The sequence below is a fragment of the Streptacidiphilus pinicola genome, assembly GCF_003258295.1.
GTDB lineage: Bacteria > Actinomycetota > Actinomycetes > Streptomycetales > Streptomycetaceae > Streptacidiphilus > Streptacidiphilus pinicola.
Map to the genome: position 1 here is coordinate 549 of NZ_QKYN01000001.1, position 16057 is coordinate 16605.

The window sequence follows — 16057 nt, forward strand, 5'->3', positions numbered from 1 at the left end:
CCGGACGCCGCGCTGCGCCGCCTCGCGGGCCCGCGCGGCCTCGGCGTCGCGCAGCGCCTGCTCCGCGGCCATCCGGGCGCGGTCGCGCAGCAGCTGGGCGTGCGTGGCCTCGGCGTGGGCGAGCTGGCTGCGCTGCGCGAGGACGCGCCGCTCCAGTCGCTTGACCTGCTCCTCGGCGACCTCGGCCTGGTACTCGAGCTCGGCGATCCGTTCCTCGTGCCGGGCCTCGTCACGGGCCCGCGCCGACTTCTCGGTCTCGAGGTCGACCTGGGCGACGGTCTCCCGCTGACGCAGCAGCACCGCGGCCGCGCAGGCGCCGACGGAGACGGCCGTGACCAGGATGCGCAACACGTCGGTCCTGCTGGTCAGCAGGGCTGCCGCGAGAGCGGCGAGCGCCAGGACCGTACAGGCGATCGACGGGAGCGCCCGGCCCAGGCGCGAGGCTTGACGGTGGCGACCACGAGGCATGGCCAGAAATCTAGCGTGATCGTCCGACTTATGTCAGGCGCAGGGCCAAACACACTCTTGACAGATCACCGAACCGACGGAACACGGTCAACTCTCGAGGTCCGCTCTAGCGCCGCTGCACGAGGTGGTCGCGGTCCTCGTCCTCGTCGTCGGGGAGTCGGCAGACGCTCTGCAGCCAGAGGCCGGCGGCCATCACCGCGATGCCCGCGATCACCGCGAACAGCGCCGTCAGGGACTGGCCGCGGCGGCTCGCGGTGGCGTCCGAGAGGGTGAGCAGGAAGACGCCCATGCCGCCGTAGACGCCGGTGACCAGCGCCGCGACCAGGGCGCTGGCCTGGCCCAGCACCAGCGCGCGGGCGGCGAAGAGCGGGTCGACGCCCTTGGCCCCGGCCTGACGCTCGCGTTGGGCGCGCAGCCGGCCGCGCAGGGTGATCGCCGCCGAGGCCAGCACCACGGCGATGACGGCGAGCACGATCGGCGCCGCGGCGGGCACCCCGGGCAGGGATCCGACCGAGTTCCACAGCCGGGCGCCCGCCCAGGACAGCACCCCGGCGACGAGCGTGGTCACGGCCAGCACGAGCGGGCGAAGCGGCTTCACAGCAGTCCCTCCAACAGGATCTGCTCCACCGTACCCGGGCGGGGAGGGTGACCGGGTGTCAGCGCCGCACCCACCCGGGCGGAGGTCAGCGCGGCAGGTGCAGCGTGAGGTCGCCGCGGCGGCGGACGCCCTCCTCGCCGACGGTGGCCAGCAGCTCGTCGACCTTGCCGTGGCCCGGCAGCTCGGCGTCCGGGTCCGCGTCGTGCCAGGGCACGAGCACGAAGCCGCGCTCGTGGGCGCGCGGGTGCGGCAGCACCAGCTCGGGGACGTCCTGCTCGACGCCCTCGTAGGAGACGATGTCGACGTCCAGGGTGCGCGGGCCCCAGTGGACCTCGCGGACGCGGCCGAAGGCGTCCTCGATCGCGTTGGCGCGCTCCAGCAGGGACTGCGGCGGCAGGGTGGTCTTCACCAGCAGCACGGCGTTGAGGTAGGCGGGCTGCCCCTCGGGGCCGCCGACGCCGTCGGTCTCGAAGACCGCGGAGACGGCCTTGACCCGGACGCCGGGGGTGTCCTCCAGCGCGTCGACCGCGCCCTGGAGCGTCTCCAGGCGGTTGCCGAGGTTGCTGCCGAGGGCGATCACCGCACGGCGCGGGTTGTGCAGGGTGGTGTCGGCCGAGTCCACGGTCTCCTTGATCTGGGACGGGACCGGCGTGGCGGTGGGATCGGGAGACATGGGGCTCATCCGCGACTCCGAACGATAGTGATGGTGACGTCGTCGAACGGGACGGTGATCGGCGCGTCCGGCTTGTGCAGGGTGACCTCCACCTCCCGCACGGCGACGTGGGTCAGGCACTGGTCGGCGATGCGCTGCGCGAGCGTCTCGATCAGATCGACCGGGTCGCCGGTGACGATGCCCACGACCTCCTCCGCGATCACACCGTAGTGCGCCGTCGCCTCCAGGTCGTCTCCGGAGGCGGCAGGGCGGGTGTCGAGCCCGAGCACCACGTCGACCACGAACGTCTGGCCGAGCTCACGCTCGCGTGGGAAGACGCCGTGGTGTCCGCGGGCACGCAGGCCCTTGATCGCGATTCGGTCGAGCATGTTGCGAACACTCCCTGAGGTCCGGCTCTCCAACTGCGTACCGGTACGGCGTACCGGGGCGGACGCACGCGGGAGCGGCGCAGGCATCATCGCCTACCAGCACCAAGCTACCTTGCAATACCGACAATCCCGCACGGCACCCATGTGATTCCCAGGCTCGCGGGCCTTCACTGGATGTACCCCAAAAGATCACCCTTCCTCGTCGTCGTCCCCTCCGGTCAGCACCGGCGAGCCGTGGTGGGACCAGAGCCGCCAGCCCTCGTCCGTACGCCGGAACAGGTTCGTGGCGACCACCTTCCCGCCGACGAGGGGGCCGAGTTCCCCCTCCTCCTCGGCCTCGCCGCCGGACAGGATGTTCTCGGTGCAGGTGACCAGTGCCACATCGCCCAGCACCTCGACCTCGACGTCGGTGAGGAAGAACTGGATGTAGTCGGTGTGGGCCATGATCAGCGCGTAGGAGCGCAGCACCGAGGCCCGGCCGCGCAGCACCGGCCAGCCCGGGTGCACGCAGACGGCCCCGTGGACGTCGTCGGCGTCGGCGCCGGAGACCCAGACGTCCGTCAGGGCGTCCAGGTCGCCGGCCTCCAGGGCGGCGTAGAGGGCGTCGTTGGCCGCCAGGACCGCGTCGACCTCGGCCTCGCTCCCGCGCGGGACGCCCGTCACCGCGCCTCCTGCCGGGTGCGAGCGGCCCGCAGGGCCGCCTCGACGCGGACCGCGTCCGCGGTGGCCCCGACCTCGTGCACCCGCACCGCCCAGGCCCCGGCGGCCGCGGCCAGCGCGGAGACCGCGGCGGTCGCGGCGTCGCGCTCGCGGGCCGGACGCAGCTCGCCGGTGGCCTCGTCGGCCAGCAGCGTGCCCAGAAAGCGCTTGCGGGAGGCGGCGACCAGCAGCGGGTGCCCGAGCCGGCTCCACGCCTCCAGCCGGGCCAGCAGCGCCCAGTCGTCCTCGCGGGTCTTGGCGAAGCCGAGGCCCGGGTCGACGATCAGTTGCTCGGGCCGGACCCCGGCCCCGATCACGGCCTCGGCCTGCGCCTCGACCTCGGCCACGACCTCGCGGACCGCGTCCTGGTAGCGGGCCAGCGCTTCCATCTCCGTCGACTGGCCGCGCCAGTGCATCACCACAAAGGGGACACCCGTCTCGGCCGCGACCTTGACCATGTTCGCGTCGGCGCGCCCGCCGCTGACGTCGTTGATCACCTTCGCTCCGGCGGCGACGGACGCCTCCGCGACCACGGCGCGCATGGTGTCCACGCTGACGGTCACCCCGGCGGAGACCAGCCCGGTGATCACCGGGATGACCCGCCGGAGCTCCTCCTCCTCGGTGACCCGCTGCGCGCCCGGGCGGGTGGACTCCCCGCCGACGTCCACGAGGTCCGCGCCCTGGCGGACCAGATCGACGCCATGGGCGATCGCCTTCTCCGGATCGAGCCAGAGGCCCCCGTCGGAGAAGGAGTCGGGAGTGACGTTGACGATGCCCATGACCCCGCATCGGCCCCAGTCGGCCAGTCCGGGCAGGTGTCGGTGCGGTGTTTCCATGCCCTGATTATCTCGCCGGGCGACTACCGGGGTGCGGGGACCGTGATCGCGGCGTTCGGCTCCGGCTGCTCCTTCTGGAATCGGCGCAGGAACTTGGGGAGTTCCATGACCAGGAAGGCCTCCGCCTGGAGTGCGGCGATGCCGATGCGCGGCAGGTCGCCGGTGCCCGGGTAGACCAGGAAGCGGGGCTCCCAGATCGGGCGGAACTTGGCGTTGAACTTGTACAGCGACTCGATCTGGAACCAGCGCGACAGGAAGACCAGCAGCCCGCGCCAGGCCCGCAGCACCGGACCGGCGCCGATCCGCTCGCCGCGCGCCAGCGCGCTGCGGAACATCGCGAAGTTCAGCGACACGCGGCTGACGCCCAGTTCGGGGCAGACCTGCAGCGCCTTGACGATCAGCAGCTCGTTCAGGCCGGGGTCGGCGTCGCGGTCACGGCGCATCAGCTCCAGCGAGATGCCGTCCTTGCCCCAGGGCACGAAGTGCAGCACCGCGCGGATGTCCGAGGTGCCCTCGGGGGCGCCCTCGATGGCCTTGTGGGCGGTGACGACCACACAGCCCTCGTCGCGGATGTCGCCGAAGCGGCCCAGCGCCATGGAGAAGCCGCGCTCGGTCTCGGTGCCGCGCCAGGCGTCGGCGGCGTGGCGGATCGCGTCGCGCTCGCGCGCGTCCAGGGCCTCGACGCGGCGGACCCGGCACTCGTAGCCGGCCCGCTCGATGCGCTTGACCATCTGCCGGACGTTGCGCATCGGGCGGCCCTCGAGGGTGAAGTCCTCGACCTCGACGATGGCCTCGTCGCCGATCTCCAGCGCGTCCAGGCCGGCCTCGCGGGTCCAGACCTCGCCGCCCTGCTCGCTGCAGCCCATGACGGCCGGGACCCAGGCGTGCTTGTGGGCCTCCTCCATGAAGACCTTGATCGCGCCGGGCCAGGCCTCGACGTCGCCGATCGGGTCACCGGAGGCGAGCATCACACCGGAGACGACGCGGTAGGCGATGGCCGCCTTGCCGGTCGGCGAGAACAGCACGCTCTTGTCGCGGCGCAGCGCGAAGTAGCCGAGTGAGTCACGGGCGCCGTGCTTGACCAGCAGCTCGCGGACCCGCTGCTCCTCGGAGGCGTCCAGCACCGCGAAGGGCTTGGACGGGCGCAGCGCCAGCCAGATGGTGCTGACCGCGCTGAAGAAGCCGAGGCCGGCCAGCGAGTAGTAGACCAGGTCGCCGGTGCGGTCACCGGTGTAGTGGATCGGTCCGCCGATGCCCACCAGGCCCCAGAAGACCTCCCAGAACCGCTCACGCAGCGAGGGGTCGCCGACGGTGGTCTTGGCGTGGGCGCTCACGATGATCATGCCGAGGCCGAAGCTCAGCGCCAGCATCACCACGGCGTTGGCCACCGCGCGCCAGCGGGTGCGCGGGTCGGACAGGGCGTAGAACTCGCGGTGGTTGAGCAGCAGCACCACCCAGACCACAAGGGTGATCACCGCGGTGCCGGTGTGGTGCCAGCGCAGCAGCTCCATCACGAAACCGAACGGCAGCAGCACCGCGACCGCCCGGAACGCGCGCGCCTTCCGGCGCCGCAGGGCGTGCGCCAGCATGATCAGCACGATGCCGATGACGAGCGACAGGGCGGTGGCGACGGTGGTGACGGTGCCCGGCAGCAGCGTCGCGATCTTGTGCACCCGGCTCTCGCGGATGTGCGGGGCGACGCCGGCGATGATGTCGAAGAGGCCGATCAGCGCTGTGGCGTATCCCACAGCCCGCGGCACCCATGGCCGGGAAACCTTGGGAATCGGCAGGCCCTTACGGGTCGGTCGCTCGGTGGCCACGGGTTCACTCATGGGAGCACAGCGTAGACGCACGGGTAAGGACTTCGTTGCACCCCTGGGGCTACAGGTATTGACCAGGAATGAATAGATCACACATACGACTGTTGATGCTGCTTCTCAGCCAACGCTCAGGCATGCTGGTACGTCGGACCCGGGCCACCACCCTCGGGACCGCTCGCCCCGGCACCCCGGGCGCGGGACGCAGGACCCAGGGATGAAGGCCAGGCACGGGGAATGGGACTCACCAGCAAGAAACTGGAGCTGCTCGTCGCACTGCTGGCGGTCGCCAGCTTCATCGGGACGGTCTACCTCTGGCCGCGGCTCAGCGGCCGCAACTGGAAGGCCGTGTCCGGACGGGTCGGCACGCTGCTGGCGAGTCAGCTCCTCAGCCTGATGGCGCTGGCGCTGGTCGCCAACAACTGGGGCGGCTTCTACAGCTCCTTCAGCGACCTCTTCGGCACCGACCAGGGCCCGACTCCGAGCATCGTCGACCACAGCAAGCCCGCCTCCGACGGCAAGGGCGCCGGCAGCGTCCAGATCCAGAACAGCAAGCCGGTGGCGCTGCAGCTGGGCGGCGCCGCGGCGGGCGCGAGCGGCGGCACCGTCGAGCAGGTCACCATCAACGGCGGCTCGACCCGGCTGTCCGAGGACGGCTACGTCTACCTGCCGGCCGCGTACAAGGACCCGGCGTACAAGAACAAGAAGTTCCCGGTGGTGGTGGTCTTCACCGGGTACCCGGGCACCCCGGAGAACCTGATCTCCCGGATGAAGTACCCGACGATCGCCGCCCAATCGATCTACCAGAAGAAGATGCCGCCCACGGTCATGGTGCTGCTGCGCCCCTCCGTGGCGATGCCGCGCGACAACGAGTGCCAGGACATACCCGGCGGCCCGCAGGCGCAGACCTTCTTCTCCCGCGACCTGCCCAGCGCCATGGCGAGCGCGTACAACGTCTCGACCGACGGCAAGGCCTGGGGCGTGATCGGCGACTCCACCGGCGGCTACTGCGCCCTCTCGCTGGCCATGCGCGAGCCGAACTCGTTCAGCGCCGCGGCCTCCCTCTCCGGCTACTACAAGGCCGCCGAGGACTCCACCACCGGCGACCTCTTCGGCGGCAGCCAGGCCCTGCGCAACCAGGCCAACCTGCTGTGGCGCGCCCAGCACCTGCCGGCCGTGCCGGTCTCCCTGCTGGTCACCAGCAGCAAGACCGAGGCGGACTACAAGGCCACCGAGGCCTTCATCAAGGCGGTCTCGGCCAAGCCGCCGTACCAGATCTCCTCGCTCTACCTCACCAGCGGCGGCCACAACTTCAACACCTGGAACCAGGAGACGCCGCAGGCGCTCCCCTGGGTCGCGAGCAAGCTCTCCGTTCCGGGCAGCACCACGGGCGCCTGACCAGATCTTGTTGGCCCAGCCCGCTGAACCGATCCCGTTGGCTCCCCTCCGTCGTTGAACACCGTGAAGGTGGAACGGCGGAACGGGGAGCAGACGGATGGAGCTGACCAGCGGCGCGCTGCTCTGGACGGTTCTCGGACTCACCGTGCTGGTCACAGCGGTGACGGTGTGGCAGTGGCCACGGCTGGCCCCCTCCGGCTGGGCCCGCGTGCTGGCCCGGCTGGGCGCCCTGCTGACCGCCCAGCTCGGGCTGGTCCTGGTCGCCGCCCTGCTGATCAACGGCTACGGCGACTTCTACCCCACCTGGGACGACCTGCTCGGCGCCGACCAGCAGGTCACCTTCGGCGCCCCCACCGGCCACGGCGGCGACGCGCTCCCCTCGGCGCACGGCTCGCGCCTGGTCCGCCCGGACGGCCCGGTGCCCGCGTTCCTCCCCGGCGCGCCGGCGAGCGTCGGCCAGGTCTCCACGGTGCGCCTGGTCGGCCCCGGCACCGGCCTGCGCCAGCAGGCCTACGTCTACCTGCCCCCGCAGTACTTCCAGCCGGCCTACGCGCGCACTCGTTTCCCGGTGCTGCTGATGCTGACCGGCTTCCCCGGCAGCATCCAGACCACGCTGGACCGGCTCAACCCGCCCCGGCAGGCGTCCCGGCTGATCACCGGCGGCCGGATGCAGCCCACCGTGCTGGTGCTGGTCTCCCAGAACGTGGCGCTGCCCCGGGACACCAACTGCGTCGACTCGGTCGGCGGGCCCCGCGTGGAGACGTACTTCACCCAGGAGGTCCCCGCGGCGCTGCGCAGCGCGTACCGCCTGCTGCGCGGCCCGGGAGCGTGGGCCGTGGAGGGCTACTCCGAGGGCGGCACCTGCGCGCTGGCGTTCGGTCTGCGCCACCCGTCGGTCTTCGGCGTCGTCGCGGACCTCGGCGGCGACTACGGCATCTACGAGAACCGCCAGACCGGCACGCTCTTCGGCCCGCCCGGACCGGACCGCGACCGCCTGCTCCAGCAGGCGGACTTCGGCTGGCGCCTGACCCACCTGCCGCCCCCGCCGATCCACGTCCTGGTCGGCACCGCGGTCAAGGACCGCGACTACGCGGCGACCGAGCGCTTCCTCTCCCAGGTCCACGCCCCGATGCGGGCCACCCCGATGCTGCTGCGCACGGGCGGCCACAACTTCGGCACCTGGGCGGCGGAGCAAGGCCCGATGCTGGAGTGGGTCAGCGGGGAACTCGCGCACTGAGGGCCGTTGCACCATCCAGGGGCGCGAGGAACTGCGCGACAAGCCACTGACGAGCGAATGGTCCTCAACGCGCAGGGCCATCCGCACAGGGTGGTTCTCGCGCAGTTCCTCGCGCCCCCAGCGGCGGCCTAGCGGCCGATGATCAGGCTCATCGCCTCCGCGCGGGTCTTGCCGTCGCGGAGCTGGCCGCGGACCGCGGAGGTCATCGTCTTCGCGCCGGGCTTGCGGATGCCGCGAACGGACATGCACATGTGCTCCGCCTCGACCACGACGATCACGCCGCGGGCCTCCAGGATCCGCATCAGCGAGTCCGCTATCTGCGTCGTCAGCCGCTCCTGGACCTGCGGGCGGCGGGCGAAGACGTCCACCAGGCGGGCCAGCTTCGACAGACCGGTGATCTTGCCGTTCTCCGCGGGGATGTAGCCGACGTGGGCCACGCCGTGGAACGGCAGCAGGTGGTGCTCGCAGCAGGAGACCAGCTCGATGTCCTTGACCAGCACCAGCTCGTCGTGGCCGAGGTCGAAGACCGTGGTGAGGACGTCCTCGGGCTCCTGGTAGAGCCCCGCGAAGATCTCCTTGTACGCGCGCGCGACCCGTGCGGGCGTGTCCCGCAGGCCCTCCCGGTCGGGGTTCTCCCCCACCGCGATCAGCAGCTCGCGGACGGCGTCCTCGGCGCGCTTCTGGTCGAACTCCCGAACGGCTCCGATCGAACCCTCGACGGTCACCGGATCGATCATGAGTAGGGCTCCTCGCAGAAGTACGAAAAAAAGAACGCTGCCCCAAGGCTAAAGCCTTGGGGCAGCGTCCAATATCTCAGAGCTCCGGCTGCTCCAGGTTGGAGGGAGCCGTGTCCAGCGGGCCCACGGTGTCGGTGACACCGTTGGTCAGCGTCAGCTCGCGCGGCGACTGCACCGGCGGGCGGGTGGACGGCGTCCGTCGCGGCGAGCCGGTCCAGGCCGGACGCGGCGGGCGCTTGACGATCGGGGCGAAGATCTCGGCGAGCTGCTCCTTGTTGAGGGTCTCCTTGTCCAGGAGCTCCAGCACCAGGGTGTCCAGCACGTCACGGTTCTCGACCAGGATCTCCCACGCCTCGTTGTGGGCGTTCTCGATCAGCTTCTTGACCTCCTCGTCCACCAGGGCGGCGACCTCTTCCGAGTAGTCGCGCTGGTGGCCCATCTCACGGCCCAGGAAGGGCTCGGAGGCGTCGGTCCCGAACTTGATCGCGCCGAGGCGCTCGGTCATTCCGTACTGGGTGACCATCGCGCGCGCCGTGCCGGTCGCCTTCTCGATGTCGTTGGACGCGCCGGTGGTCGGGTCGTGGAAGACCAGCTCCTCCGCCGCGCGCCCGCCCATCATGTAGGCGAGCTGGTCGAGCATCTCGTTGCGCGTGGTCGAGTACTTGTCCTCGTCCGGCAGCACCATCGTGTAACCGAGGGCGCGGCCGCGGGAGAGGATCGTGACCTTGTGCACCGGGTCGCTGTTCGGCGAGGCCGCCGCGACCAGGGCGTGACCGCCCTCGTGGTACGCGGTGATCTTCTTCTCCTTGTCGGACATGATCCGCGTGCGCTTCTGCGGACCCGCCACGACGCGGTCGATCGCCTCGTCCAGGGTGTTGTTGTCGATCAGCTTCTTGTCGCTGCGCGCGGTGAGCAGCGCGGCCTCGTTGAGGACGTTGCTCAGGTCGGCACCGGTGAAGCCGGGGGTGCGACGGGCGACGGCCTGCAGGTCGACGTCCGGGGCGACCGGCTTGCCCTTCTGGTGGACCTTGAGGATCTCCAGACGGCCGACCAGGTCCGGCCGGTCCACGGCGATCTGCCGGTCGAAGCGGCCCGGACGCAGCAGCGCCGGGTCGAGGATGTCGGGCCGGTTGGTCGCCGCGATCAGGATCACGCCGCCCTTGACGTCGAAGCCGTCCATCTCGACCAGCAGCTGGTTGAGGGTCTGCTCGCGCTCGTCGTGACCGCCGCCGAGGCCGGCGCCGCGATGGCGGCCGACCGCGTCGATCTCGTCGACGAAGACGATCGCCGGGGCGTTCGCCTTGGCCTGCTCGAACAGGTCGCGGACACGGCTGGCGCCGACACCCACGAACATCTCGACGAAGTCGGAGCCGGAGATCGAGTAGAACGGCACACCGGCCTCGCCGGCCACGGCACGGGCCAGCAGGGTCTTACCGGTTCCGGGCGGGCCGTAGAGCAGCACACCCTTGGGGATCTTGGCACCGACGGCCTGGAACTTGGCCGGCTCCTGCAGGAACTCCTTGATCTCGTGGAGCTCCTCGACGGCCTCGTCGGCGCCCGCGACGTCCGCGAAGGTCGTCTTCGGGGTGTCCTTGGTGATGAGCTTCGCCTTGGACTTGCCGAACTGCATGACGCGCGAGCCGCCGCCCTGCATCTGGTTCATCAGCAGCAGGAACACGCCGACGATCAGCACGAACGGCAGCAGTGAGATCAGAATGCCCAGGAAGGCGTTCTGCTTGTCCACCTTGACGGTGTAGCTGGGCAGCTTGCCCTGGCTCACGGCCGTCTGGAGATCGGTCTGCAGTGTCGCCGCGAACTGGTCGGAGGCGTAGGGGGCCTGGATCATGTTCGTGTTGTCGACGGTCTGGCCGTCCTTCAACTGAACCTTGATCATCTGGCTGTCGCCGGTCGTGACCTGGACCGATTGGGCCTGCCCCGCATTGATCGCGCTGATGACCTTGCTGGTGTCCTCGGTCTTGTAGCCCTGGGCCGAAGACACCACCTGCATCAGCACGACGATGGCGAGGACGGCGAGCACAATCCACATCACCGGCGCACGGAAGTATCGCTTCACGTCCATCCATGCGGGGCGACCCTGGCCGCCCCGTCCCTCCTGCCACTAAGTGCGGCACCTCCGGCTCTGCGGCCGGCTGGTGCGTCCTATGTCTGTGTTTGTCCTCGACCGTCCCCGATAGGAACAGCGAATTATTGGACGGTACCGCAGCCATTCTCCATGTGAACGGTTGCGTTCCCGTGTCAAACGGCTCTTCCCAGGGTCCAACGGAGGAAAACCGGGTGCTGTTCCCACCACCCTGGAGCAATCAGCGCGGCTGATCAGCCGCCGTAGACGTGCGGGGCGAGCGTGCCGACGAAAGGCAGGTTGCGGAACTTCTCCGCGTAGTCCAGCCCGTAGCCGACGACGAACTCGTTGGGGATGTCGAAACCGACGTACCGGACGTCGATCGACACCTTGGCCGCGTCCGGCTTGCGCAGCAGCGTGCAGACCTCCAGCGAGGCCGGGTTGCGCGACTGCAGGTTGCTGAGCAGCCAGGACAGCGTCAGACCGGAGTCGATGATGTCCTCGACGATCAGCACGTCGCGGCCGGAGATGTCGGTGTCCAGGTCCTTGAGGATGCGGACCACGCCGGAGGACTTGGTGCCCATCCCGTAGGAGGAGACCGCCATCCAGTCCATGGTCACATCGGAGTGCAGGGTCCGGGCCAGGTCCGCCATCACCATGACCGCGCCCTTGAGCACGCCGACGATGAGCAGATCCTTGCCCGCGTAGTCGCGGTCGATCTGCGCACCGAGCTCGGCCAGCTTGGCGTCGATCTCGTCCTTGCTGATGAGCACCTTGGCAAGGTCGGTGCCCATGTCCTTCTCGTCCACCCGCGCTACTTCCTCAAGCTGGAATCAAGCAGAGTCGTCCCTGCGCCTGCGTTCCTCAACCTTACGGGAGCGCGCCTGCGTCTCGGACGCGCCGACGGTCACGCCCGGTCAGACCCGGCGGAAGACGAGACGGCCCGCCTGGCGCCGCAGCCGGACGTTGCCGGGCAGGTGGACCGGACCCTGGCCGTGCCAGGCGGTGACCAGCTGGTCCATGGCCTCGACGTGCCGGGCGAACAGCTCCCCGCCGGGGGAGCCCGCGGCCAGAGCGGCGCGACGCAGCACCCGGCGGCGCACGGCGGCGGGCAGCGCGGCCAGTCGCTCGGGGTCGAGGCCGTCGGGGTGGGTGACCTCCGTCCCCACCTGATCGGCCCACACGTCGAGGGCGTCGGCGTCGTCACGGAAGAGCCGGGCGGTGCGGGCGAGGGCCTCGACCACGCCGCCGCCGAGGTGCTTCTCCAGCACCGGCAGCACCTCGTGGCGGACCCGGGCGCGGGTGTACGCGGGGTCGGTGTTGTGCGGGTCGTCCCAGACCGGCAGGTCGAGCACGTGGCAGGCGGCGCGGGTGGTGGCGCGGTCCACCTCCAGGAAGGGACGGCGGTAGCGGCCAGCGACGACGGGCATGCCGCTGAGCGAGCGGGTGCCGCTGCCGCGGGCGAGGCCGAGCAGCACCGTTTCGGCCTGGTCGTCACGGGTGTGGCCGAGGAGCACGGCACGGGCGCCGTGGCGCTCGGCGGCGGCCTCCAGGGCCGCGTAGCGGGCGTCCCGGGCGGCGGCCTCCGGACCGCCGTTGCCGCGGGCCGCAGGAACGTTCACGCCGAGCGCGTCGACCGGGTCGAGCCCGAGGGTGCGCAGGCGCTCGGCGACCTCCACGGCGCGGGCGGTGGAGCCGGTCTGCAGTCCGTGGTCGACGGTCACCGCGCCGGCGCGAATGCCCAGCTTGGCGGCCTCGAAGACGGTGGCGGCGGCCAGGGCCATCGAGTCGGCCCCGCCGGAGCAGGCCACCAGCACCAGCGGCGCGGCGGGCGCCGGCTTCGGGCGGGGCCTGCGGTACTTCGCGTGCCGCGGGTCGACGTCGCCCACGGAGCGGATGAACTGGGGGGGAACGGCGGCTTCGGTCCCGGCTTCGCTCCCAGGGGCGAAGGTGGCGGGAACCTCGTCGGAGAACTCGGCGAGCACCCGGCGCACCGCCAGGCGTATCGCCGCAACCGCGGGATGGGGGCCCATGACCGATCACTCCTCTGGGCGGGGGGACTGCCGCATCGTCTCACACCCAGAGTGACGGGGAAGTTGCACATCGTCGCAGAAGTCGTCGACGACACGCGGAGGCGTCGTCGTCCCGCAGCAGCGGTTCGATCGGACGAGTGAATGGAGAAACGTTACGGCAGATCCGGCCTCCCCGGGCCGCTCCGGTCAGCGGTGCATCCGGGCCACCCAGGCGGCCGGGTTGTGGATCTCCTCCTTCGTGGGGAGCGTGTTCGGGGACGTCCAGACCTTGTTGAAGCCCTCCATCCCGACGGCGTCCAGGACCGCGTTCACGAAGACCGCCCCGTCCTGGTACTGACGCAGCTTCGCGTCCATACCCAGCAGCCGCCGCAGCAGCTGGTCCATCCGGCTCGCGCCCTTGGCACGGCGCTGCTGGAACTTCTCCCGGATCTCGGCGACGCTCGGCACCACCTGCGGTCCGACCCCGTCCATCACCACGTCGGCGTGGCCCTCCAGCAGCGACATCACGGCCGTCAGCCGGCCGAGGATCTCGCGCTGCGTCGGCGTCTGCACCACCTCGACCAGGTTGTCCGCCGTCGGCCCGCCGGTCACGGCCTCGCGCAGCCGCTCGAAGAGCGTGGCCGGGTCGATCTCGGTCTCGGCCAGGAAGGCCTGGATCTCGCCCTCGATGTGGTCCCGCAGCCAGGGCACCGCGGTGAACTGGGTCCGGTGGGTCTCCTCGTGCAGGCAGACCCAGAGCCGGAAGTCGTGCGGGTTCACCTCCAGCTCGCGCTCGACGGAGACGATGTTCGGCGCCACCAGCAGCAGGCGTCCCGGCGGGGTGGCCGGCTTCCCCATCTCGGAGAGGTCCGCGGGGACGTCGGCCGGGGCGAAGGTCTCGTACTGGCCCAGCACCTTGGTGGACAGGAACGACAGCACCAGCCCGAGCTCGACGCCGGTCATCTTGCTGCCCACCGCGCTCATCGCCGCGCCGCCCGGCAGGTTCGCCCGGCGCGCCGCGAGCCTGCTCGTCAGCGGGCTGATGACGGTCCGGAACCCGGCCACGTTGGCCTTGATCCACCCGGGCCGGTCCACGACGAGCACGGGCGTGCTGCTCTCCGGCGCGCCCATGCGCGTGTACGCGCGCACATGGGCCTCCGCCTCGCGAGCGTGCTCCCGCAGCTCGGCGACGGCGGCGCGGGCCTCATCCCGCGTCACCTCCGGGCCGGGCCGCACGAAACGGGTCGCCGTGGCGACCGCGAGGTCCCAGTCGATCATCTCCGTGCCATTGCTGCTGCCGCTGGCGCTCGTCATGCGTTCAACCGTACGTTCTCGGCGCCGATTCGGTCAGCAGGACGGCCCGTTAGGGCCGCCAGGCCCTCAGCGGCGCGAGACAGGTAGCTGCACTACCTCAGGGGCGAGTGCCGCCACCGGTCAGTCGCAGCCGCAGGTCGCGACTCCCGCCGCCAGGCGGTCCAGCGCTGCGCGGGCGGCGTCCGCGCCGCCGCCGCCGTTGGACATGAAGGCGAAGGCCAGCAGTCGGCCGCTGCGGTCCACGACCAGGCCCGCGAGGGTGTTGACGGTGCTGAGGGTGCCGGTCTTCGCCCGGACGACGCCGAGGCCCGCCTCGCTGCCGTCGCCGCCGTAGCGGTTGTCCAACGTGCCCGTGAAGCCCGCGATCGGGAGGCCGCTGAGCACACTGCGCAGCTCCGGGTGGGCCGGGGAGGCGTCCAGGACCAGAAGCTGCGTCAGCACCGCCGCCGGGATGCCGTCGGCGGAGCTCAGGCCGCTGGAGTCGGACAGGTGGGTGGCGCCCAGCCGGACGCCCAGCTGGGACAGCCGCGCCGTCACCGACGCCGCGGCGTCGGTGAACGTCGCCGGCTTGCCGGAGGCGAGCGCGACGGCGTGGCCGAGGGCCTCGGCGACGTCGTTGTCGCTCTCGGTCAGCATGCGTTCGACGATGCCGCTCAGCGGCCCGCTCTGGACCTGCGCGAGCACGGGCGCGTGCGCCGGGGCCGTGGCCTGGGTCGGTGCGGTGTCGACGTCCACGCCGTCCGCGGCCAGCGCCGCGGCGAAGACGGACGCGGCGTGCGCGGCGGGATCGGCGTAGCGGGGGGCGTTCTCCGTGGACGTCGGGTCGAGGCGGCCCTCGTCCGAGGTGAGCGCCTGGACCAGCGCGATGTTGTCGTTCACCCCTATCGGGTGAAGGGCCGGCTGGGAGAAGAGCGAGATGTCGTAGTGCAGGGAGACGTGGTGCGTGCCGCTGGAAGGGCTCGCGGACGGGCTCGCCGCGGCTGCGGCGTGGAGCGCGGCCGCGGTGGCCGCCGCGAGCGCGGTGAGGCTGTCGGGGCCCGTCGAGGCGGACAGCGTCGGGTCGCCGCCGCCGACCAGGGTCAGGCCGGTGCTCGCGTCGCCGACGACCTCGGTGGTGAAGCGGTGGTCCGGCCCCAGCAGGCTCAGCGCGGCGGTCGCCGTGGCGATCTTGTTGGTGGACGCCGGCTCCTGGTCCTGGTCCGCGCCGACGCTGTACAGGGTGCGGCCGTCGCTGACGTCCACGACGGACGCGGTGACCTTGCCCAGCGCGGGGTCGGCCAGCGCGCCCGCGAGCGCGCCGCCGAGACCGGCGCCGGTCGGGAGCGTGCCGGCGGCGCCCGCCGGGGCGAGCACGTCCGCGGCGTCGTGCCAGGCCGGTCCGGCGGGCCGCGGCGCAGGCGGATGGCCCGGGTGGTGGGCCGCGGCGACGGGGTGACCCGCCGCGAGCGCGGCGTCGCTCGCCCGCTGACCGCCCTGCCAGGGCCCGGCCGCGGCGATGCTGACGACCGCCAGCACCAGCCCGCTGCCGGCGGCGACGCCCACGACCCAGCGGGTCGGCGCGTACGCGTACCGCCGCCCGACCCGTCTGGCCGAGCGCAGCGCGGAGACGCGAACGGGCCCCGTCCGCTCCGCGGTGCGCTGCGCGACCTGCAGCGTCGTCCGCCGCACGGACGCCCGGACGGGCGCCGTCCGCTCCGCTGTCTGCTGCGCCGCCTGCCGTGCGGTCTGCGCCGCGTACCGTCTCGCCGCCGCGAACGTCCGGGTCCCCCGGTCCGCCCAGTTCCCCATCCGGCCCTTCCCCATTCCTGAGCACTCCACGC

At 71.6% G+C, this 16057-nt stretch carries 14 protein-coding genes and 1 pseudogene; 2 read left to right on the top strand and 13 right to left on the bottom strand.

The window, feature by feature from the left end; genetic code table 11:
* From DN069_RS39730 to DN069_RS00040, 7 genes and pseudogenes are all read right to left on the bottom strand, one after another.
* Positions 1–468: pseudogene (locus tag DN069_RS39730) on the bottom strand (DUF5305 domain-containing protein); the annotation flags it as partial.
* Between the two features lie 106 nt (positions 469–574).
* Positions 575–1066 carry a DUF3180 domain-containing protein gene (locus tag DN069_RS00015; protein WP_111498580.1) on the bottom strand — a complete coding sequence of 164 codons (492 nt, stop codon included), beginning with the start codon at positions 1064–1066 and terminating at the stop codon, positions 575–577.
* Between the two features lie 85 nt (positions 1067–1151).
* The gene (folK, locus tag DN069_RS00020; protein ID WP_111498581.1) at positions 1152–1739 is read right to left on the bottom strand and encodes a 2-amino-4-hydroxy-6-hydroxymethyldihydropteridine diphosphokinase; all 588 of its coding nucleotides are present in this window, start codon (positions 1737–1739) and stop codon (positions 1152–1154) included.
* A 5-nt stretch (positions 1740–1744) separates the two neighbouring features.
* On the bottom strand, positions 1745–2107 hold the full coding sequence (folB, locus tag DN069_RS00025; RefSeq protein ID WP_111498582.1) for a dihydroneopterin aldolase: 363 nt from the start codon (positions 2105–2107) through the stop codon (positions 1745–1747).
* Positions 2108–2296: 189 nt separating this feature from the next.
* On the bottom strand, positions 2297–2770 hold the full coding sequence (locus tag DN069_RS00030) for a nuclear transport factor 2 family protein (RefSeq protein WP_111498583.1): 474 nt from the start codon (positions 2768–2770) through the stop codon (positions 2297–2299).
* Positions 2767–3642 carry a dihydropteroate synthase gene (gene folP, locus DN069_RS00035; protein WP_243638796.1) on the bottom strand — a complete coding sequence of 292 codons (876 nt, stop codon included), beginning with the start codon at positions 3640–3642 and terminating at the stop codon, positions 2767–2769. The genes DN069_RS00030 and folP overlap by 4 nt, the downstream gene beginning before the upstream one ends.
* Positions 3643–3665: 23 nt before the next feature.
* Positions 3666–5474, bottom strand: coding sequence for a phosphatidylglycerol lysyltransferase domain-containing protein (locus tag DN069_RS00040; RefSeq protein WP_111498585.1), 1809 nt, complete (start codon positions 5472–5474; stop codon positions 3666–3668).
* Between the two features lie 222 nt (positions 5475–5696).
* Between DN069_RS00040 and DN069_RS00045 the strand changes: the two genes are divergently transcribed.
* Both DN069_RS00045 and DN069_RS00050 read left to right on the top strand, forming a co-directional pair.
* Positions 5697–6857: an alpha/beta hydrolase gene (locus DN069_RS00045; RefSeq protein ID WP_111498586.1), complete on the top strand. Its 1161-nt coding sequence runs from the start codon at positions 5697–5699 to the stop codon at positions 6855–6857.
* A 97-nt stretch (positions 6858–6954) separates the two neighbouring features.
* Positions 6955–8094 (top strand): alpha/beta hydrolase, encoded by a 1140-nt coding sequence (locus DN069_RS00050; RefSeq protein WP_111498587.1) that lies wholly within the window; start codon positions 6955–6957, stop codon positions 8092–8094.
* Between the two features lie 128 nt (positions 8095–8222).
* Here the strand turns inward: DN069_RS00050 and folE are convergent, their stop codons facing one another.
* The 6 genes from folE to dacB form a co-directional block, all read right to left on the bottom strand.
* Complete coding sequence (gene folE, locus DN069_RS00055; protein ID WP_111498588.1) at positions 8223–8831, bottom strand: GTP cyclohydrolase I FolE; 609 nt, start codon at positions 8829–8831, stop codon at positions 8223–8225.
* Between the two features lie 76 nt (positions 8832–8907).
* Positions 8908–10911 (bottom strand): ATP-dependent zinc metalloprotease FtsH, encoded by a 2004-nt coding sequence (ftsH, locus tag DN069_RS00060; protein WP_111498589.1) that lies wholly within the window; start codon positions 10909–10911, stop codon positions 8908–8910.
* Between the two features lie 254 nt (positions 10912–11165).
* Positions 11166–11720: a hypoxanthine phosphoribosyltransferase gene (hpt, locus tag DN069_RS00065; protein ID WP_111498590.1), complete on the bottom strand. Its 555-nt coding sequence runs from the start codon at positions 11718–11720 to the stop codon at positions 11166–11168.
* A gap of 108 nt (positions 11721–11828) precedes the next feature.
* Positions 11829–12944 (bottom strand): tRNA lysidine(34) synthetase TilS, encoded by a 1116-nt coding sequence (gene tilS / locus DN069_RS00070; protein ID WP_111498591.1) that lies wholly within the window; start codon positions 12942–12944, stop codon positions 11829–11831.
* 186 nt (positions 12945–13130) lie between these two features.
* On the bottom strand, positions 13131–14237 hold the full coding sequence (locus DN069_RS00075) for a zinc-dependent metalloprotease (RefSeq protein ID WP_111498592.1): 1107 nt from the start codon (positions 14235–14237) through the stop codon (positions 13131–13133).
* A 120-nt stretch (positions 14238–14357) separates the two neighbouring features.
* Entirely contained in the window at positions 14358–16025 is a 1668-nt protein-coding gene (gene dacB, locus DN069_RS00080; RefSeq protein ID WP_111498593.1) for a D-alanyl-D-alanine carboxypeptidase/D-alanyl-D-alanine endopeptidase, read from the bottom strand.
* Between the last annotated feature and the right edge of the window lie 32 nt (positions 16026–16057).

What these genes read in the sequence shown, in the direction of transcription:
- folK (WP_111498581.1), bottom strand. Translation starts at nt 1,739, where the DNA reads ATGTCTCCCGATCCCACCGCCACGCCGGTCCCGTCCCAGATCAAGGAG.
- folB (WP_111498582.1), bottom strand. Translation starts at nt 2,107, where the DNA reads ATGCTCGACCGAATCGCGATCAAGGGCCTGCGTGCCCGCGGACACCAC.
- folP (WP_243638796.1), bottom strand. Translation starts at nt 3,642, where the DNA reads ATGGAAACACCGCACCGACACCTGCCCGGACTGGCCGACTGGGGCCGA.
- DN069_RS00040 (WP_111498585.1), bottom strand. Translation starts at nt 5,474, where the DNA reads ATGAGTGAACCCGTGGCCACCGAGCGACCGACCCGTAAGGGCCTGCCG.
- DN069_RS00045 (WP_111498586.1), top strand. Translation starts at nt 5,697, where the DNA reads ATGGGACTCACCAGCAAGAAACTGGAGCTGCTCGTCGCACTGCTGGCG.
- DN069_RS00050 (WP_111498587.1), top strand. Translation starts at nt 6,955, where the DNA reads ATGGAGCTGACCAGCGGCGCGCTGCTCTGGACGGTTCTCGGACTCACC.
- folE (WP_111498588.1), bottom strand. Translation starts at nt 8,831, where the DNA reads ATGATCGATCCGGTGACCGTCGAGGGTTCGATCGGAGCCGTTCGGGAG.
- ftsH (WP_111498589.1), bottom strand. Translation starts at nt 10,911, where the DNA reads ATGGACGTGAAGCGATACTTCCGTGCGCCGGTGATGTGGATTGTGCTC.
- tilS (WP_111498591.1), bottom strand. Translation starts at nt 12,944, where the DNA reads ATGGGCCCCCATCCCGCGGTTGCGGCGATACGCCTGGCGGTGCGCCGG.
- DN069_RS00075 (WP_111498592.1), bottom strand. Translation starts at nt 14,237, where the DNA reads ATGACGAGCGCCAGCGGCAGCAGCAATGGCACGGAGATGATCGACTGG.
- dacB (WP_111498593.1), bottom strand. Translation starts at nt 16,025, where the DNA reads ATGGGGAACTGGGCGGACCGGGGGACCCGGACGTTCGCGGCGGCGAGA.